This window comes from Cupriavidus sp. 01L45 (genome assembly GCF_056399885.1).
Genome location: NZ_JBFTSG010000004.1, coordinates 41,071 through 63,651 on the forward strand (window position 1 = coordinate 41,071; position 22,581 = coordinate 63,651).

Consider the following 22,581-nt stretch of genomic DNA (forward strand, 5'->3'; position numbering starts at 1 on the left):
AAACCGGGGTTTTCCCCGGGGTTTTTTGAGGTTTTGTCTCTTGCGGCCTGCCGTTCTGTCGCGCGGACGCAGCAGTGGATAGGTCGCCGGACCCTATATACAAGGGCTAAACGCGTGTTTTTATCTTTTTTGCCACGCGCGCTCCGGCCTCAACCGCGCAGCTCGCGCCGCAGGATCTTGCCGGTCACCATCTTCGGCAACTCGTCGATGATTTCCACCACGCGCGGGTATTTATAGGCCGCCATGCGCTCCTTGCACCAGGCCTGCAGTGCTTCCGGCGTGACGCTCGCCTGCGGCTTGAGGCTGACGACGGCCTTCACCGTCTCGCCGCGATAGGCGTCTGGCATGCCCACCACGGCCGCCTCGCGCACCGCGGGATGGGTGTACAGAACATCCTCCACCTCGCGCGGCCAGACCTTGTAGCCGCCGGCAACGATCATGTCCTTCTTGCGGTCGACCAGGTAGAACCAGCCTTGCGCATCCATGAAACCGACGTCGCCAGTGTGAAAATAGCCGCCGGCCATGGCCTTGGCCGTCTCTTCCGGCTTGTTCCAGTACCCCGGCACGATCATCGGCCCGCGCGAGATGATCTCGCCGACTTCGCCCACGGGTACCGGTTCGCCCGCGTCGTCGCCGATAAAGGAATCGACGTTGAAGGCGGGCAAGCCGATCGCCAGCGTGCCGGACGCGGGGTCCACCGGTGCCTCCCGGCCCAGCGGCACCACATGGGTGGGCGAATTGGTCTCGGTCAGGCCGTAGCCGTTGTGGATATAGTGCCCAAACTTGCCGCGGAACTGCGCCACCACGCTCGGTGGGATCGGTGCGCCGCCCGAATAGATCTTGTCCAGCGTGGCGAAATGCGCGCGGGTGGCATCGGGATGGTTCATCAGCGCGATGAACACCGTGATCGAGCCGATCGTGAACGCCACCCGCCGGTCGCGGATGGCTTCCAGAATCACGCCCGGCTCGAAGCGGCAGGCCAGCACCAGCGGCGCGGCGCAGATGAAAGCCGCGGCGATGTGGCCCACCAGGCCGGTGATATGAAAGAGCGGCGCCACGCCCAGGATCGGACCGCCTTCGCGCAAGCCGATCCAGTCGCGGTACACCTGCGCATTGAAAGCGACATTGCCGTGCGTGTTCATCGCGCCCTTGGGCACCCCGGTGGTGCCGGATGTGTACACCAGCATCGCGATATCGCTGGCCGCCGGCGTGAGCGGCGCCGGACGCTGGCCGTGATGCGTCTGCACCAGCGCCAGCATGTCGGGCACGCCTTCGGCGGGCTGGCGCCTGGATGCGGCAAACAGGCGGGAATCGTTGCGCGTCTGGAAATCGAGTTCGGAGGTGGTGATCACCGCCGGCAGCGCAAGGGGCATGCCGGCATCGGCCTGGCCGCCGCGCTCCGCTTCGAACAGGCCCTTGACCACGTCCGCGTAGAGGGATTCGTGGCAAATCAGTACTTTGGCGCCGGAGTCCGCCAGCACCAAACGCAGTTCACGCGCGCGGTTCATGGGGTTGACCGGCACCGCGATGGCGCCGAGTTTCCACGCGGCGACCAGGCCGATAACGAACTGCGGTACGTTCTGCAAGTACAGCGCGATACGCTCGCCACGCGTGCAGCCGCGCGATGACAGCGCTACTGCCAGCGCGTCGGAAAGCGAATCGAGCTCGCCATAAGTGAGCGTGGCATCGAAATAGTGAATCGCCGGGCTTGCCGGCGCGCGGCTTGCGGCAGCCCGGAAAATGGTCAGCGCATCGGTAAATTGCGGGGTAATGATGTGCGGCTGGCCGGCGTTGTAGCTGGAAAGCCAGGGCTTTTCTTCATAGGGCGTCATGAGGCACCTCGATATGCGCGGCGGGTAGTGTCAGGATAGCGCTTGGCCGGAACGGAACTGACGGCCGCCCGGCGTGGGATGCCCGTTGGGCACCGCCGCCTGGCAGGCCGCCGGGCCTTACTTGATCACCACCGGGTTGACCGGTGCGCCGCTCCCGTTTACGACCTTGAGCGGTGCAGCCGTATAGAGGAAGGCCCACTGCTTGTCTTCGGCGCAATCCGTCGCCAGCGGATCGAGCTGGGCGATCTCGGTCAGCGTGACGCCCAGGTTGCGCATCAGGGCGTTGTGCAGCGGCAGGGTCACGCCCGATACCGGGTCCACGGTTACCTCGTTGGCGATGGTGTCCGTGACGAGGTTGGGGATTTCCATGCGATGGAACCACTCGACCAGCTCCGGGCTATAGGTCAGGCCCGGCTCGACGAAATTGCGGTAGAACTCGGCCTGGTCGCGCTTGTAGAAAGAGCCGATCCAGCCGGTGCGGATCACCAGGATGTCGCGCTTCTCGATGCGCGCGCCCTGCATTTCGGCGGCGGCCAGCAGGTCGTGGTGGGTGAAGGTTTCGCCAGGGTCGAGCACATCCTTGCCGCGATGCCGCGCCATGTCGATCAGCACGCCCCGCCCTACCACGCCACGCTCCGCGATCGGCAGGACGCTGGCCTTGTCCAGCCCGCCGATGGTGGACCTGGCATCGTAGCCGCTCCACAGCTGGTCGCCGTACCAGACATGGCCCAGGGCATCGTACTGGGTCGAGCCCTGCAGGTACATGATCATCATGTCGTCAGCGTACTCGCCTTCGCCCGGAAACTTCGGACCTTTGCCGCAAAGGTAATGGCCCTTGTCCATCACGTTCAGGCGGCGCGCCTGCGAGCGCCCCGGCCAGACGGGGTCGCCGGCGGGATTGCCCATCTGGATCTGCAGGGTGAAGGTCTTGCCGGAGCGCACGGAGGCCACGCCGCGCAACACCTCCGCCTGGGTGAGATAGTTCAGCGAACCGACCTCGTCGTCCGGGCCCCATTTGCCCCAGTTTTTCGGCGCATCGCGCAACAGCTCGGCAACCAGCGGGACGTTCTTTGATTCCATGCCATGTCTCCTTGGTGGATTGACCCTGTGGAATCGCACTTCGCGGTCATGCCCGGCGTGCATGGTCCATCATGCTCGGAGCCAATAAATGCGAACGGTCGTGCGTTTTTATTGTGGGTCGAGTGTAGGACCAGGGAACGAACGTTGTCCATACATGGAAAACCCGCCGGAAATCCAGGGAATCCCAAGGGTGCGCGCTCAGTCGTCCAGCCCGAAAGCCAGCAGTGGTCCGAGCACCAGCGCGCCAAGCACGATCATCGACAGGCCGCTGTCCATGTGCTTCCATTCGTGCAGCACAGCCCGGGCATCGGCCTGCGCCCAGAACAGCGCGACAACGCCCGCGAGGACGACCAGCACGGCCGCGGCCAGCGCGAGACCATCGCGCGTGGCGCGGTGGTCGATGCCGGAAGGACTATCATTGGGGATGCGGACGCTTTGCATGGCCTGACTCCTGTTTAGCGGTGAGCGTGACGATGAACGGCGTCCATTGTGGTAACCCCAGCCTGAACCGAGGCTGAGCACGCCGTTCAGCTTCCGTTCAGGCAGGCCCCGGCACACTGCTCCGATCGACCAAGGCTTGCCCGCTCCCGTATTGCCCCGCTTCCTTACACCATTGCTTCCATTCCGCGGCGCGCGTCCTGCGCGCACTGCCTCCTCGCCCACCTGGCCGCCGCGCGCGGCGCGTGCGCTGCTGCCGCTGGCGGCGGCCCTGGCTTTGCTGCTGGCGGCCGCGCCGCCAGCCCATGCCGACAAGGATGCCGACCGCGCCCGGGCGGCCGTGCAGTCCGGCGAAATCCTGCCGCTCACGCGCATCCTGGAAGCGGTATCGGCCCAATACGCGGGCGATGTGATCGGCGTCAAGCTCGACCGCGACGACGGCGTCTGGCAATACGAGGTCAAGCTGCTGCTGCCGGGCGGCTCGGTGGCCAAGCTGGAATACGACGCCAAGACCGCCACGCTGCTCAAGGCCAAGGGACACGGCCTTGAGCAGGCCCGCAAGAAATCCTGATCCCCATGCGCATCCTCCTGGTAGAAGACGAACCCACGCTGGCCGCGCAGATCCATGCGAGCCTGGTCGACGCGGGCTACGCGGTCGATACGGCGGCCGACGGCATCGATGGCTGGCACCTGGGCGCCGAAGAGCCCTACGATGCCGTGGTGCTCGATCTTGGCCTGCCCAGCCTTGACGGGCTATCCGTGTTGCGCCGCTGGCGCGCGGCGCAGGTGAACCTGCCGGTGCTGATCCTGACCGCGCGCGATAGCTGGACCGACAAGGTGGAAGGCATCGATGCCGGGGCCGACGACTATCTCGCCAAGCCCTTCCGCATGGAAGAGTTGCTGGCGCGCATCCGCGCCCTGATCCGGCGCGCCCACGGCATGGCCGCGCCCGAACTCGCCTGCGGACCGGTGCGCCTGAACGCACGCACGGGCGTGGTGACGGTCGATGGCGCCGCCGTGGTGCTGACCGCGCATGAGTTCAAGGTGCTCGATTACCTGATGCACCACCCGGGCGCGATCATCAGCAAAGCGGTGCTGACCGAGCACATCTACGCGCAGGATTTCGATCGCGACAGCAATACGATCGAAGTGTTCGTCGGCCGGCTGCGGCGCAAGCTCGGCGTCGACGTGATCGAGACGGTGCGCGGCCAGGGTTACCGGCTGCGCCCGCCCACCGCCTGATCCATGCGCCACTCCTTAGCCATCCGGCTGCTCGCGGTCGCGGCTATCTGGCTGGCCGCCGCGCTTGGCGGCACCGGCTGGCTGCTCTCCACGCTGTTCGCGCGCCATGTCAACGAGACCTATGTGCGCCAGCTCGACAACCAGCTCACCAGCCTGGCCGCCGCGCTCGACTGGAGTCCCGACGGCAAGCTCGCGCTGACGCGCGCGCCGGCCGATCCGCGCTACGAACTGCCCTATTCCGGCGCCTACTGGCAGGCGCAGGCAAAGGGTGCCACGTTGCGCTCGCGCTCGCTCTGGGATGCCGAGATGCCTGCCACGGTGGGCAACCAGGTGGCGGGCAGTCACGCGGAAATCCGGCCCGGGCCCAACGGGCAATCGTTGCTGGTGGTATCGCGCCCGATCGTGCTGGCGTCGGCGGACACGCCGGTGACGCTCTCGGTCGCACTGGACCGCACCGAGCTGCGCGCCGCGCGCCAGGCCTTCAACCGGTTGCTGGGCTGGTCGCTGACGGCGCTCGGCGCCGGACTGCTGCTGGCGGTGGCGGCCCAGGTGAAATTCGGCCTGGCGCCGCTGGCGCGGTTGCGCAGGGCGCTGGCCGCGCTACAGGCACGCCGCGAGACCCGGCTAGGGGGGACGTGGCCGACCGAAGTGGTGCCGCTGGTCAATGAAATCAATACCTTGCTGGCGCGCAACGCCGATGCGCTGGAGCGCTCCAGGCGCCAGGCCGCCGATCTCGCCCATGCGGTCAAGACACCGCTTGCCATCCTTGCCAACGAAGCCGGGCGGTTGCCCGGCGAGGCGGCCCGCGCCGCCGCCGCGCAGGTCGAAGCGATGCGCCGGCAGGTGGATCGCCACCTGGCGCGCGCACGCGCGGCCGGTGCGGCCGGTGCTCGCGGTGCCCGTATCGAGGCCGGTCCGGCGGCGGCCGAGCTGGCGCGCGCGCTTACGCGCCTGCACAGCGGGCGCGAGATCGTCATCGAAGTGGAAGGCAGCGGGCACTTTGCCGGCGACCGCCAGGACCTGATCGAGATCCTCGGCAACCTGCTCGACAATGCCTGCCAGTGGGCCCGCTCGCGCGTTCGCGTCAGGCTCGCGGAGCAGGCAGGCATGCTCGAAATCGTGGTGGAAGACGATGGTCCGGGCATGCCGCCCGAAGCGCGCGAACTGGCTACGGCCCGCTTCGGGCGCCTGGATGAGTCCGCTGCCGGCAGCGGACTGGGGCTGGCCATCGTCAGCGAGATGGCAGCCCTTTACGAGGGAGGACTGGCGCTAGGCGGCAGCGACCTGGGCGGGCTGCTGGCCCGCCTGCGGCTGCCGGCGGGCCAGGCATGACAGGCCCGCCCTTGCCTGTCAGCAGGCAGCCGTCATCTTGAAGATGCCTTGGGCATTGCCGGCATCGAAGGACAGGTCCAGCGTGCCGCCCGCGGCTTCCGAGGCGGGCACGAAATCGCGCGTGATGAACTCATAGAACGAGCCCGGCACGGTGCGCTTTACCACGGTGCCGTCGGCACCGACAAACCGGCGCTCCACCGGGTCCGCCTTGAACGCCGTCTGCAAGACCCGCCCGGAGCGCGACACTTCCACCGTATCCTTGATCGGACGACCCAGGCCGCGTTGCGCGTCGGCCACGGCGCGCACGTCCGCCACGCGGTCGGTGGCATGGTTGAACGCATTGCCCTCGGTGGAAATCCAGGCCATCTCGGCCGATTCCTTCAGCAGCAATTCATAGTCGGCCAGCGCCGGCTCGGCATGATGACGGTCGAAGCAGGCGGCCAGCTTGGGCACCAGCCGAGCCGCGTCGGCCATCGGCAGGCTGGCATCGCGCTCCAGCACGGCCAGCTGCGCCACGGCATCGTCATCGAGGGGGTCGGCGGACGCCGACACCACGCGCGATACCGCGGCCTGGAATGCCGCGCTGAAACGCTCGGGGTGCAGTTCGCTCAGGAAGTACTGCGCGATGTCGTCCGGCAGGTCGGCATGCGCGTAGGAGCGGCCCGTCATGCCGATGCGATCGAGCGGATAGGTGCCGTTGAGGCGGTAGCCCAGCGGTGCGAGGATGCGGGTGAAGGCGATCTCGCCCGCAGGCAGGTCGCCGCATTCCCACTTGACCGTGCGCAGCGCGCCGTGGTCGAACACTACCTGGCCGCCCGCCTCGATGACGTCGCGCGTATAGGCCATGCCCGTCGGCACGCGTTCGAGGATGCCAGCGAACAGCACCATATTGAGCGCCTGCGCTACTTCGGCACGGCTGGCTTGTTGGCTGCTGGAAGACAGCAGTTGCGGCGAAACATTCATCAATTGCAGCAACTGTGCTGCTTGTGTCTCGCCACAAACGGTCTCGAGGAGGCGTTGCAGATTCGGCTTCGTCATGGTCAATGCGCTGGAATTCGTTTGTTTTCAGGGGATAGCGGGAGCCGACGGCCCCCGGGCGGGTCTTATTGTGCGACCGCGGCAGACTTCGTACAATTGATAACTTCGCACCAACTTCCTTCCAAAAACGCATTATGCGCAAAGGCATTCCCAGTCTCACGGCGCTGCAGATGTTCGAGGCCGCGGCACGGCTTGGCAGTTTTACCCGCGCCGCGGACGAACTGGCGGTAACGGAAAGCGCGGTATGCCGTCAGATCGCCGGCCTGGAAGCGCGGCTGGGCGTGCCGCTTTTCCACCGCATCCGCAAGCGCATCGTGCTGACGCCAGCGGGCGGGACCTATGCCGAGGAAGTGCGGGAGCGGCTCGACCAGATCGAGCAGGTCACGCTGGATGTGATGGCCCAGCGTCCGCGCGGGCGCGCCATCGAGCTGGCGATCGGGCCCACCTTTGCCAGCCAGTGGCTGATCCCGCGCCTGCCGCTGCTCGCCCGCGCCCTGCCTGACCTGACGCTGCACCTGTCGGCGCGCACCGAGGCATTCGAGCTTAGCGATACCGCTTTCGACGCGGCGATCTATTACGGCGAGGGATTGTGGCCGGGGACCGAAGGCGAGCGCATCCTGGAAGAAGGCCCTTCGGTCCCGGTGTGCAGTCCGTCCCTGCTGGGACGCCGCAAGCAACTGGGCCTGGATCAACTGCTTGACCTTCCGCTGCTCCACCTGAACACGCGCTTGCGCGCCTGGAGCGACTGGCTTGCCGCCGCGGGCGCGGCGCAGCCGGCGCAAGCCTTGCGCGGCCCGCGCTACGACCTCTACACCATGCTGGCGCAGGCGGCGGCGGCCGGCGTCGGCGTAGCCCTGATCCCACGCATCCTGATCACCGAGGAACTGGCGCAGGGCCGGCTGGTGGTGCCATTCACCGCGCTGCCGGCCGGCATCGACAATCGCAAGGCCTATTACTTCGCTCACCGGCGCGGCCTGGCACCCGACGACAAGGTCCTGCAGCTACGCGGCTGGTTGCTGGAGTGCGGCGCGCAGGGGGATCCTGTCATTGCGCGTGGGCGATGACGGCCTCGCGTGTCTCCCGCGCCAGGCCTGCGGCAAAGGCGGCTTCCGCCACCAGGAACAGCGGCCCGATCAGCAGTCCGGCCAGATCGTCCACAAACGCCGGCTTGCGGCCTTCGTAATAGTGGCCGACAAACTGGATCAGCCAGCCCGCCACGAACAGGCCGACGCCCCAGGCCAGCCACACGCCGGTGGATAGCGCCGCGATCGCGTCGCCGAGGTACACGAAACCGGCCAGGATCAGTGTCATCGCCAGCCCGAAACCCGCCGACAGGCGCAGGTAGAACAGGCAGGACAACCCGTACACCACCATGGCCGGGGTCAGGTACGCCGGGCCTTCGCCGAGCGTCATGGCCGGGCGGGCCAGCAGCGTGGTCACGGCCAGCACAATCATGGGAATGCCGATGAAATGGGTGAACACGTTGCGCGCGTTGCGGTGATAGGCTGCGTAGTTGGCCAAGTGGTCGATCAGGGTCTTCACGGGGCTCCTCCTGCCAGGGCATCGTTATCGCGGCTGCTTTATGGTGGCCGCCTGTTGTGGCCGTATAGTAATAGGCAGGGAAAAGCCCGTCTGTCCGGTTTCTGACAATCCGGCATGGCGCCGATAAAAGGAGATCATCATGCGCTTGGCGCCCCGCGAACGGCAGGAGCCGTCCCCGGATCCGCTGCGCGTCCTGCGTGGCGGCAGCTGGTTCGGCACCTTGCCGGCGGCTCTGCAGGACACCCTGCTGCGGGACGCCGTCAGCCGCAAGCTCGCGGCCGGCCAGTTGCTGTTTGCCCGTGGCGACGCCTTTGATGGCATCTACGCCGTGGTGGCCGGCACGGTGCAGATCGACACCCACAGCGAGTCGGGCAAGGCGGCCCTGCTCGGCCTGCTGGAACCGGGCAACTGGTTTGGCGAGATCTGCCTGTTCGACGGACTGGCCCGCACGCACGATGCCCACGCCACCAGCGCGGCCACCGTGCTGCACCTGCAGCGCGACAGGCTCTATGCGATGCTGTCCGCGCATCCCGAATGGTGGCGCGAATTTGGCAAGCTGCTCGCAGCCAAGACCCGGGAGGCGTTCCATTACGTGGAAGAAACGCAATTGCTGCCCCCGCTCGCGCGCACCGCGCGCCGGCTGGTGGCCATGGCGCAGGCTTACGGCAACCAGCCCGGACTGGAGCGCCGCTCCGTACACATCCCGCAGGAACAGCTTGGCCAGATGCTCGGGTTGTCTCGCCAGACGGTCAACCAGGCTCTGCGCGAGCTCGAAACGCGAGGGCTCCTGCGCCTGCATTACGCGGACATCGAGCTGCTCGACCTGCCGGCGCTGCTGGCGCTGGAATGAGCCCGCCATGACTTCCCGACACTTCAGCCTGCGCGGCTAGCGCAAGGCAAACATCGACATGACCACATGACTACGCTAGACGACATCCGCCTGCACGCTTATCTCGAGCGCATCGGCCATCCGCAGCCCGGCCAGCCGGACCTTGCGGCGCTCGACAGCCTGATTGCCGCGCACCTGGAGCATATTCCGTTTGAAAATGTCGACGTGCTGCTCGGGCGCCCGATCCGCATTGGCCTGGACGCAGTCTTCGACAAGCTGGTCACGCAGGCGCGCGGCGGCTACTGTTTCGAGCAGAACACCTTGCTTGCCGCCGTGCTGCGAACGCTTGGCTATGGCGTTACAGCGCTCGCCGCGCGGGTGCGGTGGAATGTCCCTGACGATGTGCCCACCATGCAATCGCATATGCTGCTGCGCGTGGAAGCGGCACATCACAGCTATATCGTGGACGTGGGCTTCGGCGGCCCCAACCCGTATCGCGCGATGCCGCTGCCGCAGACGGAGCGAGCCGATGCAGCATTCCCTTACCGCCTGGCAGCGGTGGATACGCCAGGCGCCGCGTTTCATCTCTACGACCTGGAAGTCGGCGGCGCAAATGGCTGGCTCAAGCTCTACCGATTCGATCTTTCGCCGCAGCAGGCGATCGATTTCGAACCGCGCAACTGGTACACCTCAACCCATCCCGACAGCCTGTTCCGCAACGCACTGACCATGGCGCGCTCGCAGGGCGGCAGCCGGCTGACGCTGGTCAACGACGACCTTACCGTACGCGCTGGCGATGGCAGCGCGCAACGCCAGCGCCTGGAAACCCCGGCGGCAATCATCGAAGCGCTGGCGGACAGCTTCGGCCTCGCGCTGGATCCTGCCGACCGGGATCAACTAACGCGGATGCTGCCCGCGTTGATCGCAGCGCGGCGATCAAGCTAGGCGCGCTTCAGCCGGCTTCAGCCAGATTCAGAGCGTACCTCGAAGCCTGCCGCCTCAAGCAGCGCCGGCAGGCCCGCGTCCCCGACCATATGCAGCGCGCCCGCCACGATCAGGGTCGGCACGCGGTCCGCGATCAGCGACCGGATCTTCGGCATCCATTGCCGGTTGCGCGCGTCGACCAGGACCGCCAGCGAGCACGGCCACTGTGCCCGGCGCTGCGCAAGCAGCCTGGCGAACGGTTCGGCTTGCCCCTGCCGCCACCATCGCACCATGTCGGCCGGCTCCGCGGCGGCGAGTTCGGGTTGCTCGGCGAAGAAGGCCAGCATCGACATCTGCTCATCAAGCGGCACGCCCTGCAGCATGCGCAGCGCTTCGGTACCGTCTTCCAGCGCATCCGTCGCCCGTCCTTCCGCCGTGGCGCGCGTCCACAGGAAACGATCGACGCCATGCTGCGCCAGGATGCCGTGCCGCGCGGCCAGCGCGAACTGCAGGTGCATTGCAGCAAACACGGGACGCAGGTGTTCCAGTTCCGCACCGGGCAGCCCGAAGTCCAGCCATAGCGCCCGCACCTGTTCGAACGTGGCAGGCGGCAGATGCTGGCTGAGTCCATCGCCGTCCGGGAAATACGCCGCGCCGAAATCCGGTTGCCGGTCCAGCGCTACCTCGAAGACGATGCGGGCCGACGCGTGCCAGGCTTGCTCAGCGGCTCGCTCCAGGGCCGATAACGGCGCATCCAGCACGTGGATCGCCCCGAGCAGGTAGACCTCGGTATTCCTGATTTGCCAGAGCATGTGGCGCTTGCCTTGTCCTGAATGATTGGTATGGCCGGGCGACGCGTTGCACGCCGGGCACGCTGCAAGCATACCCTTGCGCGCGCATCGCACGCACGTTATGCACCGCGCTCATTGCCAAAAGAAAAAACGCTGATAAGCCGGGCCAGGCGCGGATTTGTGTGTGGACTGCGCGATAGCGCCCAACCATAATGTACCGGGCGGTAGGATTGCCGGACGCGCGATCAGCGGCCTGGCCGCACGGCACCGCCGCATGATCCGCTGTGCAGAACACGCATCCGGCGATGCTGCCAATAGGAAGTTTCGATAGCGCCCTTTACAGAACATCTGGTCCCGCCCCGCGAGGACCAGGACACCAGGAGACACGCATGTCATTGTTCGACCTGACCGGCAAGGTTGCCGTCGTCACCGGCTCTTCACGCGGCATTGGCCGTGCCATCGCGGAGCAGATGGCGGTACAAGGGGCCAAAGTGGTGATTTCCTCGCGCAAGGCCGAGGCCTGCCAGGAAGTCGTCGATGCCATCAATGCCAGGCATGGTGCCGGCACCGCCATCGCCGTACCGGCCAATATCTCCTCCAAGGAAGATCTCCAGCACCTGGTCGACACAACCAACAGCACGTTCGGCAAGATCGACGTGCTGGTCTGCAACGCCGCCTCCAATCCCTACTACGGCCCGATGAGCGGGGTCACCGACGAACAGTTCCGCAAGGTGCTGGACAACAACGTCATCTCCAACCACTGGCTGATTCAGATGGTCGCGCCGCAGATGATCGAGCGCAAGGACGGCTCGATCATCATCGTGTCGTCCATCGGCGGCCTGCGCGGCTCGCCCACCATCGGCGTGTACAACGTTTCGAAGGCGGCCGACTTCCAGCTGGCGCGCAACCTCGCGGTGGAGTTCGGTCCGCACAACGTGCGCGTGAACTGCATCGCACCGGGCCTGATCCGTACCGATTTTGCCAAGGCGCTGTGGGAAGATCCGGAGCGCTACAAGCTGTCGACGCAGGGCGCGCCGCTGCGCCGCATCGGCGAACCGGTGGAAATTGCCGGCGCCGCGGTGTTCCTGGCCTCGGCTGCCAGCACCTTCATGACCGGCCAGGCCATGGTGGTGGACGGCGGCGTCACGATCTGAGCCACGCCGCACCCGTTGTTCCCTTTACGGGCTCGCTCCAAGCCTGAAGCTTGAGGCCTGAGCCGGGGCGCACCGTGCCCGCACCCATTGCCGCCCGGCTCTCCGGGTGGGCGATGCGCGCGGGCACGCGTGCCTCGCCGGCACGCCAGAGCGCTGCCCATCCTGCCATGCAGTCAGGGAGGCATCGATGTCGAACAACCCGCAAACCGCTAAGTCCTGGCCGGCCATCAGCCTGGCCGAAGCGCACGCCCGCCTTACCGCTCCCGGCGCCCCTTTCGAAACCGAAACGCGCGTGATCCGGGGCATCTCCACCACCGTCTGGAAAAACGCGCCGGCCACGCTGCGCGACCTTTTCCTGCAAGCCCGCGCGCTGGGTGACAAGACCTTCGTCGTCTATGAAGACGAACGCGTGTCCTATGACGCGTTCGGCCGTGCCGCGCTGACCATCGCGCATGCGCTGATCCGCGACGGCGTGCGCAAGGGCGATCGCGTTGCGCTGGCCATGCGCAACCTGCCSGAATGGCCGGYGGYSTTCTWYGGCGCSYTGCTGGCCGGCGCCATCGTCACGCCGCTCAATGCCTGGTGGACCGGCGCCGAACTGGAATACGGCCTGGCCGACTCCGGCAGCAAGATCGCCATCGTGGATGACGAGCGCCTGGGCCGCATCCTGGAGCATCTGCCGGGCTGCCCCGCGCTGCAAAAGATCTACGTCAGCCGCGCCACCGCGCCACAGGCCGACGCGCGCATCGCGGCGCTGGAAGGCCTGATCGGCACGCCCGCGCAATGGGCCGCGCTGCCCGGGTTGCCTGTGCCGGACATCCCGCTCCACGCCGACGACGACGCCACCATCTTCTACACCTCGGGCACCACCGGCAAGCCCAAGGGCGCGCTTGGCACCCACCGCAATGCCACAAACGTGGCGGTGGCCGCCGCGTTCAGCCCGATGCGCAATTGCCTGCGCCGCGGCGAAGCCATCCCGGCCCCTGACCCTGCCGCACCGCAGAAAGGCATGCTGCTGTCGGTGCCCTTCTTCCACGTCACCGGCTGCATGGCGGTGCTAAACGGCGCGCTGGCCAGCGGCACCAAGATCGTACTGATGCGCCGCTGGGACGTGGTGCGCGCCATGGGACTGATCGAACGCGAGCGCTGCACGGCGGCTGGCGGTGTCCCCACCATCGCGTGGCAGATCATCGAGCATCCGGAGCGCGAGCGCTTCGACTTGTCCTCGCTGGAAAACGTCAATTACGGCGGCGCACCCGCGTCGGCCGAACTGGTGCGCCGCATCACCGAGGTGTTCCCGCACTCGGCGCCCGGCATCGGCTGGGGCATGACCGAGACCTCGGCCACCTTCACCAGCCACAGCGCCGAGGAATATGTAGCGCGCCCGGAAAGCGGCGGGCCGGCACTGCCCATCGGCGAGATGAAGGTGGTGGATGGACGCGGCCGCAGCTTGCCCACCGGCGAAACCGGCGAACTGATGGTGCGAGGCGCCAATGTGGTGCGCGGTTACTGGAACAAGCCGGAAGCCACCGCGCAGACGTTCATCGACGGCTGGCTCAAGACCGGCGACATTGCGCGGCTGGACGAGGAAGGGTTCGTCTATATCGTCGACCGCATGAAGGACATGCTGATCCGCGGCGGCGAGAACATCTATTGCATCGAGGTCGAGAGCGCGCTGTACGATCACCCGGCGGTGATGGACGCGGCGCTGGTGGGCATCGCCCACCGCACGCTGGGCGAAGAACCGGCGGCGGTGGTCAGCCTCAAGCCGGGTGCGCAAGCGACGGAGGCCGAGCTGCAGGCGTTCGTGGGCGAGCGGCTGGCAGCCTTCAAGGTACCGGTGCGGATCGTCTTCTGCCCCGACATGCTGCCACGCAATGCCAATGGCAAGATCCTGAAATCGACTCTGCGCAAGATGTTCGACGCGGCGGCCTGAGGCCGGGCTTTAGCCAGGCACGCATAGCAACCCGGTCGCCGTGAAAGGGGGCACGTCGGCCAGGCTTGCCGGTGCCACGCCGGTCCGACGGGAATAACAGGGAAACACCTATCAGATGCAGACAAGCCATTCATCCAGGCATTTTTCGCCATTCATCAACCGGATCGCGACTTTGTCCGTCCTGTCCGGCGCGTTGATCGCAGCCGGATGCGCCAGCCAGGGGCAAGGTAGTGCCGCGGCCCCGGTGCCGGAGATCCGGCCCGGGATTCTTGCCGGCTACCTGCCGGCGCAGGCACGGCCCGACAGCCTGGCACTCGTACCGCCACCGCCCGCCCCCGGCTCAGCCGCCCAGGCGCTGGACGACGAGATCGCGCGTGCCAACCTGCCCCTGCGCGGTACGGCGCGCTGGCGGCTGGCGGTCCAGGACGCCAACCTGAAATTCCCGCAGGCCGCCGATGTCTTCTCCTGCGCCCTGGACGCACCGGTATCGCAGGAGCAGACGCCCAGGCTCTACCTGCTGCTGCGCCGGACCCTGGCCGATGCGGGACTATCCACCTACGGCGTAAAAGACAAATATGCGCGCGCCCGGCCCTTCAGGGTGAACCATCAGCCGACTTGCACGTCCGCCGAAGAGCCCATGCTTTCCAAGGACGGCTCCTACCCGTCGGGGCATAACGCCGTTGGCTGGGCATGGGCACTGATCCTGGCGGAAATCGCGCCCCAACAGTCGAATGCGATCCTGGCGCGCGGGCTGGCCTATGGGCAGAGCCGGCTGGTCTGCAATGTGCATTGGCAAAGCGATGCGATGCAGGGCCGCATCATGGGCGCAGCCACCGTGGCGCGGCTGCATGCCGACCCCGCTTTCCTTGCGGATCTGGCGGCTGCCAGGTCGGAGCTTGCCGACGTCCGCGCCAAGGGCCTGAAGCCCACCGGCGACTGCCGGGCCGAAAGCGAGGCGCTGGCGCCGCTTGCCAACTAGCAAGCCGCCTTGCCCGCGGCAGGCGGGCAAGGCGGCCGGGGCGATGTTCAGCCGCGGCCGACGAAGGGCATCTTGGTGGCCATCACAGTCATGAACTGCACATTCGCATCGAGCGGCAGGTTGGCCATATGGAGCACCGAACTCGCTACGTGCGCCACGTCCATCAGCGGCTCGGGCGCGATCTCGCCATTGGCCTGGGGCACGCCGCGCGCCATGCGCGAAGCCATGTCGGTGGCCGCGTTGCCGATGTCGATCTGCCCGCAAGCGATATCGAAGGCGCGGCCATCCAGCGAGAGGCTCCTGGTCAGCCCGGTGATGGCGTGCTTGGTGGCCGTGTACGGGACCGTATTGGGGCGCGGCGCATGCGCCGAGATGGAGCCGTTGTTGATAATGCGGCCGCCGCGCGGGCTCTGCGACTTCATCAGCGCGAAGGCGGCGCGCGAGCACAGGAAGACGCCGGTCAGGTTGGTGTCCAGCACCGCCTTCCATTGCTCCACCGACAGTTCGTCGATCGAGACCGCCGGCGCATTGATGCCGGCATTGTTGAACAGCACGTCGAGCCGGCCGAACTGTTCGCGGACCTGCGCGAACAGTTGATCCACCGAAGCCGGATCGCTCACATCGCACCGCACCGCCAGCGCCGTATGGCCATCGGCCCGGGCTTGCGCGGCCAGCGCCTGGAGCGGTTCGGCGGTACGTCCGGCGAACACCACCCGGTAGCCCGCCACCAGCAGCGCCTGCGCCACCGCCTTGCCGATGCCGCGGGCGGCGCCCGTGACCAGCGCTACCTTGCCTTGCTGACTCATGCTGTGTTCTCCGGATGGGATTCTTGGTTGCCGACTATTTGACCGGAATCGGCGTTTCCGCCGCCACCGGCACCGCGGTCACGCTGTTCTGCGGGCTGCCGGAAACGATGCGGTCCGAGTAGGTCAGGTAGACCAGGGTATTGCGCTTGCGGTCGACCGTGCGCACCACGTGCAAGGTCTTGAACAGGATCGACATGCGTTCGGAAAATACGTTGTCCTGCTGGCGCAGCGGGCCCTTGAACGTGATCGGCCCGACCTGGCGGCAGGCGATCGAGCTTTCGGGCGGATCTTCGGCCATGCCCAGCGATCCCTTGATGCCGCCGGTGCGGGCACGCGAGACATAGCACGTCACGCCCTGCACCATCGGATCGTCATAAGCCTCGATCACCACCTTGTCGGAGCCGGTCATGCGGAAATTGGTGCTCACGCTGCCGATCTCCTCGGCATGCGCGGCCGGCGCCAGCAGCGCCAGCGCCGCTAGCAGGCGCATCAGGCTGGTATGCATGCGTGCCCCTTCCACCTCAGGACACCTTGCCCGTGATTTCGTCGTGCCGTTTTTCCATTTCCTGGCGAAGCTGGCGGCGCAGCTGGGCCGCGGCAAAGCGCTGGCGCTCGACTTCGTCACGCGGCACCAGCGCCGGCACCTCGGCCGGGGCGCCATTATCGTCCACCGCCACCATGGTGAAATAGCAGCTATTGGTATGGCGCACCAGCTTGCTGCGAATGTTCTCGGTGATGACCTTGATGCCGATCTCCATGGAGCTGCGCCCGGTGAAATTGACTGCTGCCAGGAAGGTCACCAGTTCTCCCACGTGGATGGGCTGGCGAAATACGACCTGATCGACCGACAAGGTCACGACATAGCGCCCCGCGTAGCGGCTGGCACAGGCATAAGCCACCATGTCGAGATACTTGAGGATGGTGCCGCCGTGCACATTGCCGGAGAAATTGGCCATGTCCGGCGTCATCAGCACGGTCATGGAAAGCTGGTGGGACAGGTCGTTCATGATGAAATCCGGAATCTGGAAGCGGCCGGGCGGACCCGCGAAGCGGGTCGAAAGGCTGGTGCCGACGATCGGCAGTTTAACCCGGAACGGGCCCCTTGCCTTGTGGCGGAGCACGTCCCGGCGCACCCCGGCGCCAACAAAAAAGCGGCCTTTCGGGCCGCCTTCTTATCAGCGCTCAAGGCGCGGACTGCTTACTTCTTCTTGTTCACAGCGTCCTTGAACCCTTGGCCGGCAGAGAACTTGACCGTCTTTGCGGCCGGAATCTTGATGGTCTCGCCGGTACGCGGATTGCGGCCGGTACGCGCGGCGCGCTTGCCGGAGCTGAAGCTGCCGAAACCCACCAGCGTTACCGAATCACCCTTGGCAACCGCCTTCTTAATATTGTCCAGAGCCGCATTCAGTGCGCGCTCTGCCGCTGCATTGCTCAATTCGGCGTCCGCGGCGATGGCAGATACCAGTTCACCTTTATTCATGGCTGATTTCCCTTGTTGGTCGTCTTGATCGGAGTGTCTGCCACGCGGCAAATTACCGATCGGCGCAGTCTAATCCGCGCTTTACGCATTGGGCAATCCCCAGTGGCACCAATGCAACGAAAAAAGCCGCAAATCCTTGAGTCAAGCGCCTTTGCGGGGAATTTACCCCCCTTTTCCGCCCTTTCAAATGCGCCCGTTGAGGCTAGGCAGAATTCGAACGCGCGTACGGGCGACGCGCATCCCTTGTGGCGCGATGCGGCTTTGCTTCGTCCGCTCGCTACCACCGCCGGTGCGATGCGCGGATCACAGGCGGCGGCATGCCCCGATTCTGGGCAAGAGCGGTGCAATCTCCCATTATGGTGCATGGGTGTGAGAGGGCTACGCCCCAAATCAATGCGGTGCATCATTTTGGCGCAGGCTTTTGCCTGTCCCCACAGGGACTGCAAGGCGATCGCCCTCGCTGCTATCAACGGGGCAGCCCCCGCAGGCGCGACAATCCGGTGCAAAAGCACCCAACACGGTGCAGATTCCCCGCCAGGATGCCCCACACTGGAATGCTTTTTGCATACCAGTGCTCCCATTTTGAGCACGAGGAATGTATGGACAATTGGAAAAGCGGCACCGACGCCCTGTTCATCCTGCTGGGGGCGATCATGGTGCTCGCTATGCACGCGGGCTTTGCGTTTCTTGAGTTAGGCACGGTGCGCAAGAAGAACCAGGTCAACGCCCTGGTCAAGATATTGGTGGATTTCGCCATTTCCACCATCGCCTATTTCTTCATCGGCTACACCGTGGCGTATGGGGTCGAATTCTTTACCAGCGCCCATGAACTGGCGCAACGAAGCGGCTATGAACTGGTGAAGTTCTTTTTCCTGGCAACTTTTGCGGCCGCCATTCCCGCCATCATTTCCGGCGGGATTGCCGAGCGCTCGCGTTTCAATCCGCAACTGGTGGCAACCTTCGTCCTGGTTGGCCTGGTGTATCCCTTCTTCGAAGGCATCGCCTGGAACAACCGGTTCGGCGTGCAAGACTGGATCACCTCCGTCGCGGGCGTGCCCTTCCACGACTTCGCCGGCTCTGTCGTGGTTCACGCCATGGGCGGCTGGATCGCGCTGCCGGCAATCCTGCTGCTGGGCGCGCGCCGCGGACGCTACCAGAAGGACGGCCGCATCAGCGCCCACCCGCCCTCCAATATCCCCTTCCTGGCGTTGGGCGCCTGGGTGCTGGCGGTGGGGTGGTTCGGCTTCAATGTCATGAGCGCGCAGACCGTCGACAAGATCAGCGGGCTGGTCGCCATCAATTCGCTGATGGCCATGGCGGGCGGTACCCTGGCCGCCTGGGCGGCGGGCCGCAACGACCCCGGCTTTGCCTACAACGGCCCGCTTGCCGGCCTAGTGGCGGTCTGCGCGGGCTCGGACCTGATGCATCCGTTGGGTGCGCTGGTGACCGGGGCCATCGCCGGCGCGCTGTTTGTTTACCTGTTTACGCTGGCCCAGAACAAATGGCATATCGACGACGTGCTGGGCGTCTGGCCGTTGCATGGGCTGTGCGGTGCCTGGGGCGGCATTGCCGCCGGTATCTTTGGCAGCCAGGCGCTGGGCGGCATCGGCGGCGTCTCCCTGGGCGCGCAGACGATCGGCACGCTGCTTGGCATCGTCATCGCCCTGGTGGGCGGCACCGTGGTCTACGGCACATTGAAGAAGCTGGTCGGCATCCGGCTCGATGCCGAATCGGAATACAACGGCGCGGACCTGTCGTTGCATCGCATCTCCGCCACGCCGGAGCGCGAAACCAACTGGTAAGCCGCGGCGCGCAGGGGGCTTGCCCCCCCGCGCCATCCGCTGCCGCGGATCCCCGGCCGTTGGCGGCCAGTGGCGCGCTGCGCTCGTGGCGGCCATTTTGTGCTTGAACTTCCGCACGCGGCGTAGCAATAATGCGTTGCCCGCACTCGTGTCTTGCCCCCGATGCGCCCGGGAATCCGCTGCACGATGTTCGTTGCCCGTGTACCTGCCGAGCCAGCAAGGGAGAACCGCGATGGATGCTACAACGCTGCAGAAGCTTCAGGACGTAGTGATTGCCTATGCGACCGAATTCGGGATCAAGATACTTGCTGCCCTCGCCTTCTGGGTGATCGGCCGGTCGCTGATTCATTTCGTGGTGCGGCTGGTGCAGGGGGCGCTGGCCAAGCAGAAGGTCGATCCGACCTTGCTGCGTTACGTCGGGTCCATCGTCACGGTCACGCTCAATGTCGTGCTGGTGATCGGCATCCTGGGCTATTTCGGCATCCAGACCACCACCTTCGCCGCGCTGATCGCCGCGGCCGGCGTTGCCATCGGCATGGCCTGGTCGGGCTTGATGTCCAACTTTGCCGCGGGGGCTTTCCTCGTGGTGCTGAGGCCATTCAAGGTCGGCGATTTCGTCACGGTGGGTGGAATCACCGGCACGGTCAGGGAGATCGGCTTGTTCTGCACCACGCTGGATACGCCCGACAATGTCCTGACCGTGGTCGGCAACAACAAGATTTTCGCGGACACCATCCAGAACTTCAGCGCCAACGCCTACCGCCGCGTTGAACTCAAGGCGCAGCTGGCCGGCAGTACCGACCACATCGCCGCCGCCGCGCTGCTCAAGGAACGCATGGCCGCACTGCCCAACGTGCTGACTGAACCGCCGCCGGACGTGGAGATTCTCGAATTCAACCTGGTCGGCCCCGTCCTTGCCGTGCGTCCATACTGCCATACCGATCATTACTGGCAGGTGTATTTCGACACCAACCGCGTGATCCGCGAGAGCTTCGGCGAGGCCGGATTCTCCGCGCCGATGCCAGCCCAGCTGGTGGTGCTGCAAAACAGCGCGGCCACGTAACCGTGCCGAGAAAGGAGGCGCCGGAAGCGTGGAACCAGGCCGCCCCGCTACGCTACGGCGGCAGCAGTCAGCCGGCGCCGTGCGCCGGTTTGCCTGAACGGCCGAAGACGCGCATCAGTACCGCACCGGTACCGCAAATACCCATGACTACCGCCAGCGGCAATGCACTGCCGTCGCGCCAGAAGCTGACCCCGGCGCCGGCCAGGGTGCCCAGCCCGAATTGCAGCGTCCCCATCAACGCGGACGCTGTGCCGGCCCGCTGGCCCTGCTCGGCCATGGCCAGGGCCGACGCGTTCGGCAGGATGCATCCAAGGCTGGCGATAAACACAAAGAATCCGGCCAGCAACACCGGCAACGGCGCCAGTCCGGCCAGCACCGCGGCGGCCAATGCCAGGCCTGCCGCGCACGGCGCAACCAGGGCGCCCCCCAGCACGTGGTCAAGCGTGCGGTTGCGCACCAGGCGCGCGTTAAGTTGCGACATGCCAATCAAGCCCAACGCGTTGGCACCGAATACGAAGCCGTAATAAGAGGGATCGATGCCATGCAACTCGATCAGCACGAACGGCGACCCCGCAATATAGGCGAACATCCCGGCTTGCGCACAGCCGGCAGACAGCGAATAGCCGACGAAGCCCCGGTCTCGCAGCAGCTCGCCGTAGTTGGCGAGTACGCGGCCAAGGCGCAGTGGCATGGCATTGACGGTGTCGAGCGATTCTTCCATGTACCGGTGGACCACCCACAAGATCAACAGGCTGCTGGCGCAAAGCAGCCAGAAGATGGCGCGCCAGCCGAAGGCCGCGAGCACGGCCCCGCCAATGATGGGTGCCAGGATCGGCGCCAGGCCCATCACCAGCATCAGCGAGGAGAAGGCGCGCGCGGATTCGTGCGCCTCCAGCCGGTCGCGGATCACGGCACGGGCCATTACCATGCCCGCACAGCCGCCCAGGGCCTGCAAGAAGCGCCACAGCATCAGCGCCTCGACGTCGCGCGCGAGCGCGCATCCGGCCGCTGCGAGCGCATAGGACAGCAGGCCAATGTACAGCGGCGGCTTGCGGCCAAAGCGGTCGCTGATCGGGCCATAGAAGGCCTGCCCCACCGCCAGTCCCACCAGAAAGGTTCCCAGCGTGAGTTGCACACGCCCGATATCGACCCCAAGATCGCCGGCCAGCGCAGGGAAGCTCGGCAGGTACATATCAATCGAAAGGGGCGCCAGCGCAGTGAGCGAAGCGCATACCAGGAGCCAAAGCGGGAAACGCGCGGACTGTGGGGCGCGGGCGGAGCGAGTCATCGAAACATCCTGAGGAACAACGGGGCGGCCGGAATGGCCACCTGCGCCAATGCGTCAGCGACGCGAGCGGCGCGGGAGCGGTAAGAAGCGTAATTGTTGCATAGCGTAACAAGCCGCGCACCCGACACGCCGCGCGGCGATGATGCAGGCGCGCATCCGCCTGGACGCGCGCAACTGTGATGACAGGCCCGACGGTGCCGGGACATGCCGGCGGCAACGGGCCTCGCTTCGCCGCGGATCGGAGGAGTGCGTGGCTTTCAACCGCAGTAACGCCAAGGGTACAATGCCAGCCTGTCGGACGCCCCGGGCGGACGATCGCGCAGCCCGACGCACCGCGGAAGCCCGGCCACCGAAACGGCTTCCGGCAACGTTTTCCTGCATGAGAACAAGATACACACTGCTTTCTGTCTTACTTACCCTGGCCGCCGGCGCGGCCGGTTTGCCGTGGGCGCAGCAAGCGCGCGCGGCAACGCCGCCAGTCAGGGCCGCCGCCTCCGCACCCGTCGTGGTGGACGAAGCCGATGCGCTGGCGCAAATGCTCAAGGGCGCGGCCACTGGCCAGAACACCGGCGCAGCGGGCGTACCGGAATTGCTGCGCAACACCGCGCGGCCGGACAACATACTGTCGCGGGCCTGCCGACAACTCAACGATGCGCTGCCCATCGAAATCGATGGCGAGACGCGCCTGCGCCGCTGCCAGTCGGTACCGGGCAAACACATCCTCTTCCAGCTTGAGCTGACCAAGTATCGAGGCCCCATGCTGGACCTCGCCAGCTTCGAGCTCAGCTATGCCGCGCCCCTGCAGCGCAATATCTGCGCCAACCGGGATGTGGAAATCCTGACCAAGCTGGGCATCAGCATGATGTTCCGCTATATGACGCGCAACGAGCGGGGCGAGCGCCGCGTGGGCGACGTCTACATCAACGCGCCCATCTGCTCTTCGGCGCTGCGTTAAACCGTTTGATTTCCTTGCCGCGACACCCTGGAGTGCCGGGGCCGGCGGGCGCCCGTTGCGGGCACCCGCT

Annotated in this window: 23 protein-coding genes; 12 read left to right on the top strand and 11 right to left on the bottom strand. The window is 66.1% G+C overall.

The window, feature by feature from the left end; genetic code table 11:
- Positions 1-149 precede the first annotated feature (149 nt).
- From AC1DT6_RS03775 to AC1DT6_RS03785, 3 genes are all read right to left on the bottom strand, one after another.
- The gene (locus tag AC1DT6_RS03775; RefSeq protein WP_441636711.1) at positions 150-1,832 is read right to left on the bottom strand and encodes a class I adenylate-forming enzyme family protein; all 1,683 of its coding nucleotides are present in this window, start codon (positions 1,830-1,832) and stop codon (positions 150-152) included.
- A 117-nt stretch (positions 1,833-1,949) separates the two neighbouring features.
- Positions 1,950-2,912, bottom strand: coding sequence for a cyclase family protein (locus AC1DT6_RS03780; protein ID WP_441636709.1), 963 nt, complete (start codon positions 2,910-2,912; stop codon positions 1,950-1,952).
- Positions 2,913-3,110: 198 nt separating this feature from the next.
- Positions 3,111-3,353 (bottom strand): hypothetical protein, encoded by a 243-nt coding sequence (locus tag AC1DT6_RS03785; RefSeq protein WP_441636707.1) that lies wholly within the window; start codon positions 3,351-3,353, stop codon positions 3,111-3,113.
- A 172-nt stretch (positions 3,354-3,525) separates the two neighbouring features.
- Between AC1DT6_RS03785 and AC1DT6_RS03790 the strand changes: the two genes are divergently transcribed.
- From AC1DT6_RS03790 to AC1DT6_RS03800, 3 genes are read left to right on the top strand one after another with little or no spacing between them, the layout of a single operon-like run.
- Positions 3,526-3,921: a PepSY domain-containing protein gene (locus AC1DT6_RS03790; protein ID WP_447430857.1), complete on the top strand. Its 396-nt coding sequence runs from the start codon at positions 3,526-3,528 to the stop codon at positions 3,919-3,921.
- A gap of 5 nt (positions 3,922-3,926) precedes the next feature.
- On the top strand, positions 3,927-4,592 hold the full coding sequence (locus AC1DT6_RS03795; RefSeq protein WP_441637713.1) for a response regulator transcription factor: 666 nt from the start codon (positions 3,927-3,929) through the stop codon (positions 4,590-4,592).
- A gap of 3 nt (positions 4,593-4,595) precedes the next feature.
- A complete protein-coding gene (locus tag AC1DT6_RS03800) occupies positions 4,596-5,924 on the top strand; it encodes a sensor histidine kinase (protein WP_477111211.1) in 1,329 nt (442 codons plus the stop codon).
- 18 nt (positions 5,925-5,942) lie between these two features.
- Here AC1DT6_RS03800 and AC1DT6_RS03805 read toward each other — a convergent pair whose 3' ends face one another.
- On the bottom strand, positions 5,943-6,962 hold the full coding sequence (locus tag AC1DT6_RS03805) for a DUF1338 domain-containing protein (protein ID WP_441627729.1): 1,020 nt from the start codon (positions 6,960-6,962) through the stop codon (positions 5,943-5,945).
- Between the two features lie 134 nt (positions 6,963-7,096).
- Between AC1DT6_RS03805 and AC1DT6_RS03810 the strand changes: the two genes are divergently transcribed.
- Positions 7,097-8,026, top strand: coding sequence for a LysR substrate-binding domain-containing protein (locus AC1DT6_RS03810; RefSeq protein ID WP_441627731.1), 930 nt, complete (start codon positions 7,097-7,099; stop codon positions 8,024-8,026).
- Here AC1DT6_RS03810 and AC1DT6_RS03815 read toward each other — a convergent pair.
- On the bottom strand, positions 8,007-8,504 hold the full coding sequence (locus AC1DT6_RS03815; protein ID WP_441627733.1) for an Mpo1 family 2-hydroxy fatty acid dioxygenase: 498 nt from the start codon (positions 8,502-8,504) through the stop codon (positions 8,007-8,009). The genes AC1DT6_RS03810 and AC1DT6_RS03815 overlap by 20 nt on opposite strands.
- 139 nt (positions 8,505-8,643) lie before the next feature.
- Between AC1DT6_RS03815 and AC1DT6_RS03820 the strand changes: the two genes are divergently transcribed.
- Positions 8,644-9,354: a Crp/Fnr family transcriptional regulator gene (locus AC1DT6_RS03820; protein WP_441627735.1), complete on the top strand. Its 711-nt coding sequence runs from the start codon at positions 8,644-8,646 to the stop codon at positions 9,352-9,354.
- A gap of 66 nt (positions 9,355-9,420) precedes the next feature.
- Positions 9,421-10,278: an arylamine N-acetyltransferase family protein gene (locus tag AC1DT6_RS03825; protein WP_477102082.1), complete on the top strand. Its 858-nt coding sequence runs from the start codon at positions 9,421-9,423 to the stop codon at positions 10,276-10,278.
- A 17-nt stretch (positions 10,279-10,295) separates the two neighbouring features.
- On the opposite strand, the gene AC1DT6_RS03830 is transcribed toward AC1DT6_RS03825, so the two are convergent.
- The gene (locus AC1DT6_RS03830; protein WP_441627739.1) at positions 10,296-11,069 is read right to left on the bottom strand and encodes a TraB/GumN family protein; all 774 of its coding nucleotides are present in this window, start codon (positions 11,067-11,069) and stop codon (positions 10,296-10,298) included.
- Between the two features lie 368 nt (positions 11,070-11,437).
- On the opposite strand from AC1DT6_RS03830, the gene AC1DT6_RS03835 reads away from it, so the two are divergent.
- From AC1DT6_RS03835 to AC1DT6_RS03845, 3 genes are all read left to right on the top strand, one after another.
- The gene (locus AC1DT6_RS03835; RefSeq protein WP_035861350.1) at positions 11,438-12,202 is read left to right on the top strand and encodes an SDR family oxidoreductase; all 765 of its coding nucleotides are present in this window, start codon (positions 11,438-11,440) and stop codon (positions 12,200-12,202) included.
- Positions 12,203-12,389: 187 nt separating this feature from the next.
- The gene (locus AC1DT6_RS03840) at positions 12,390-14,138 is read left to right on the top strand and encodes a class I adenylate-forming enzyme family protein (protein WP_477114434.1); all 1,749 of its coding nucleotides are present in this window, start codon (positions 12,390-12,392) and stop codon (positions 14,136-14,138) included.
- A 172-nt stretch (positions 14,139-14,310) separates the two neighbouring features.
- Entirely contained in the window at positions 14,311-15,117 is an 807-nt protein-coding gene (locus tag AC1DT6_RS03845) for an acid phosphatase (protein WP_441627743.1), read from the top strand.
- Positions 15,118-15,164: 47 nt separating this feature from the next.
- Here AC1DT6_RS03845 and AC1DT6_RS03850 read toward each other — a convergent pair whose 3' ends face one another.
- The 4 genes from AC1DT6_RS03850 to AC1DT6_RS03865 form a co-directional block, all read right to left on the bottom strand.
- Positions 15,165-15,923, bottom strand: a complete 759-nt coding sequence (locus AC1DT6_RS03850) for an SDR family oxidoreductase (RefSeq protein ID WP_441627745.1) — start codon at positions 15,921-15,923, stop codon at positions 15,165-15,167.
- Between the two features lie 34 nt (positions 15,924-15,957).
- Positions 15,958-16,428 carry a CreA family protein gene (locus AC1DT6_RS03855; RefSeq protein ID WP_156177204.1) on the bottom strand — a complete coding sequence of 157 codons (471 nt, stop codon included), beginning with the start codon at positions 16,426-16,428 and terminating at the stop codon, positions 15,958-15,960.
- A 16-nt stretch (positions 16,429-16,444) separates the two neighbouring features.
- Entirely contained in the window at positions 16,445-16,930 is a 486-nt protein-coding gene (locus AC1DT6_RS03860; RefSeq protein WP_035861498.1) for an acyl-CoA thioesterase, read from the bottom strand.
- 191 nt (positions 16,931-17,121) lie between these two features.
- Positions 17,122-17,403: an HU family DNA-binding protein gene (locus tag AC1DT6_RS03865; protein ID WP_017226623.1), complete on the bottom strand. Its 282-nt coding sequence runs from the start codon at positions 17,401-17,403 to the stop codon at positions 17,122-17,124.
- Between the two features lie 599 nt (positions 17,404-18,002).
- Here AC1DT6_RS03865 and AC1DT6_RS03870 point away from each other — a divergent pair.
- Both AC1DT6_RS03870 and AC1DT6_RS03875 read left to right on the top strand, forming a co-directional pair.
- Positions 18,003-19,205 carry an ammonium transporter gene (locus AC1DT6_RS03870; RefSeq protein WP_045239764.1) on the top strand — a complete coding sequence of 401 codons (1,203 nt, stop codon included), beginning with the start codon at positions 18,003-18,005 and terminating at the stop codon, positions 19,203-19,205.
- Between the two features lie 232 nt (positions 19,206-19,437).
- Entirely contained in the window at positions 19,438-20,268 is an 831-nt protein-coding gene (locus tag AC1DT6_RS03875; protein ID WP_441627749.1) for a mechanosensitive ion channel family protein, read from the top strand.
- Between the two features lie 67 nt (positions 20,269-20,335).
- Here the strand turns inward: AC1DT6_RS03875 and AC1DT6_RS03880 are convergent, their stop codons facing one another.
- Entirely contained in the window at positions 20,336-21,556 is a 1,221-nt protein-coding gene (locus AC1DT6_RS03880) for a Bcr/CflA family multidrug efflux MFS transporter (protein ID WP_441627751.1), read from the bottom strand.
- A 379-nt stretch (positions 21,557-21,935) separates the two neighbouring features.
- Here AC1DT6_RS03880 and AC1DT6_RS03885 point away from each other — a divergent pair, with 379 nt between their 5' ends.
- Positions 21,936-22,511, top strand: coding sequence for a hypothetical protein (locus AC1DT6_RS03885; RefSeq protein WP_035861368.1), 576 nt, complete (start codon positions 21,936-21,938; stop codon positions 22,509-22,511).
- Positions 22,512-22,581: the final 70 nt, after the last annotated feature.

Excerpts from the sequence above, each read along its gene's own strand:
- AC1DT6_RS03785 (WP_441636707.1), bottom strand. The coding sequence starts at position 3,353 with ATGCAAAGCGTCCGCATCCCCAATGATAGTCCTTCCGGCATCGACCAC.
- AC1DT6_RS03775 (WP_441636711.1), bottom strand. The coding sequence starts at position 1,832 with ATGACGCCCTATGAAGAAAAGCCCTGGCTTTCCAGCTACAACGCCGGC.
- AC1DT6_RS03795 (WP_441637713.1), top strand. The coding sequence starts at position 3,927 with ATGCGCATCCTCCTGGTAGAAGACGAACCCACGCTGGCCGCGCAGATC.
- AC1DT6_RS03800 (WP_477111211.1), top strand. The coding sequence starts at position 4,596 with ATGCGCCACTCCTTAGCCATCCGGCTGCTCGCGGTCGCGGCTATCTGG.
- AC1DT6_RS03870 (WP_045239764.1), top strand. The coding sequence starts at position 18,003 with ATGGACAATTGGAAAAGCGGCACCGACGCCCTGTTCATCCTGCTGGGG.
- AC1DT6_RS03860 (WP_035861498.1), bottom strand. The coding sequence starts at position 16,930 with ATGAACGACCTGTCCCACCAGCTTTCCATGACCGTGCTGATGACGCCG.
- AC1DT6_RS03820 (WP_441627735.1), top strand. The coding sequence starts at position 8,644 with ATGCGCTTGGCGCCCCGCGAACGGCAGGAGCCGTCCCCGGATCCGCTG.
- AC1DT6_RS03780 (WP_441636709.1), bottom strand. The coding sequence starts at position 2,912 with ATGGAATCAAAGAACGTCCCGCTGGTTGCCGAGCTGTTGCGCGATGCG.
- AC1DT6_RS03805 (WP_441627729.1), bottom strand. The coding sequence starts at position 6,962 with ATGACGAAGCCGAATCTGCAACGCCTCCTCGAGACCGTTTGTGGCGAG.
- AC1DT6_RS03875 (WP_441627749.1), top strand. The coding sequence starts at position 19,438 with ATGGATGCTACAACGCTGCAGAAGCTTCAGGACGTAGTGATTGCCTAT.
- AC1DT6_RS03885 (WP_035861368.1), top strand. The coding sequence starts at position 21,936 with ATGAGAACAAGATACACACTGCTTTCTGTCTTACTTACCCTGGCCGCC.
- AC1DT6_RS03850 (WP_441627745.1), bottom strand. The coding sequence starts at position 15,923 with ATGAGTCAGCAAGGCAAGGTAGCGCTGGTCACGGGCGCCGCCCGCGGC.
- AC1DT6_RS03880 (WP_441627751.1), bottom strand. The coding sequence starts at position 21,556 with ATGACTCGCTCCGCCCGCGCCCCACAGTCCGCGCGTTTCCCGCTTTGG.
- AC1DT6_RS03810 (WP_441627731.1), top strand. The coding sequence starts at position 7,097 with ATGCGCAAAGGCATTCCCAGTCTCACGGCGCTGCAGATGTTCGAGGCC.
- AC1DT6_RS03855 (WP_156177204.1), bottom strand. The coding sequence starts at position 16,428 with ATGCATACCAGCCTGATGCGCCTGCTAGCGGCGCTGGCGCTGCTGGCG.
- AC1DT6_RS03865 (WP_017226623.1), bottom strand. The coding sequence starts at position 17,403 with ATGAATAAAGGTGAACTGGTATCTGCCATCGCCGCGGACGCCGAATTG.
- AC1DT6_RS03835 (WP_035861350.1), top strand. The coding sequence starts at position 11,438 with ATGTCATTGTTCGACCTGACCGGCAAGGTTGCCGTCGTCACCGGCTCT.
- AC1DT6_RS03830 (WP_441627739.1), bottom strand. The coding sequence starts at position 11,069 with ATGCTCTGGCAAATCAGGAATACCGAGGTCTACCTGCTCGGGGCGATC.
- AC1DT6_RS03825 (WP_477102082.1), top strand. The coding sequence starts at position 9,421 with ATGACTACGCTAGACGACATCCGCCTGCACGCTTATCTCGAGCGCATC.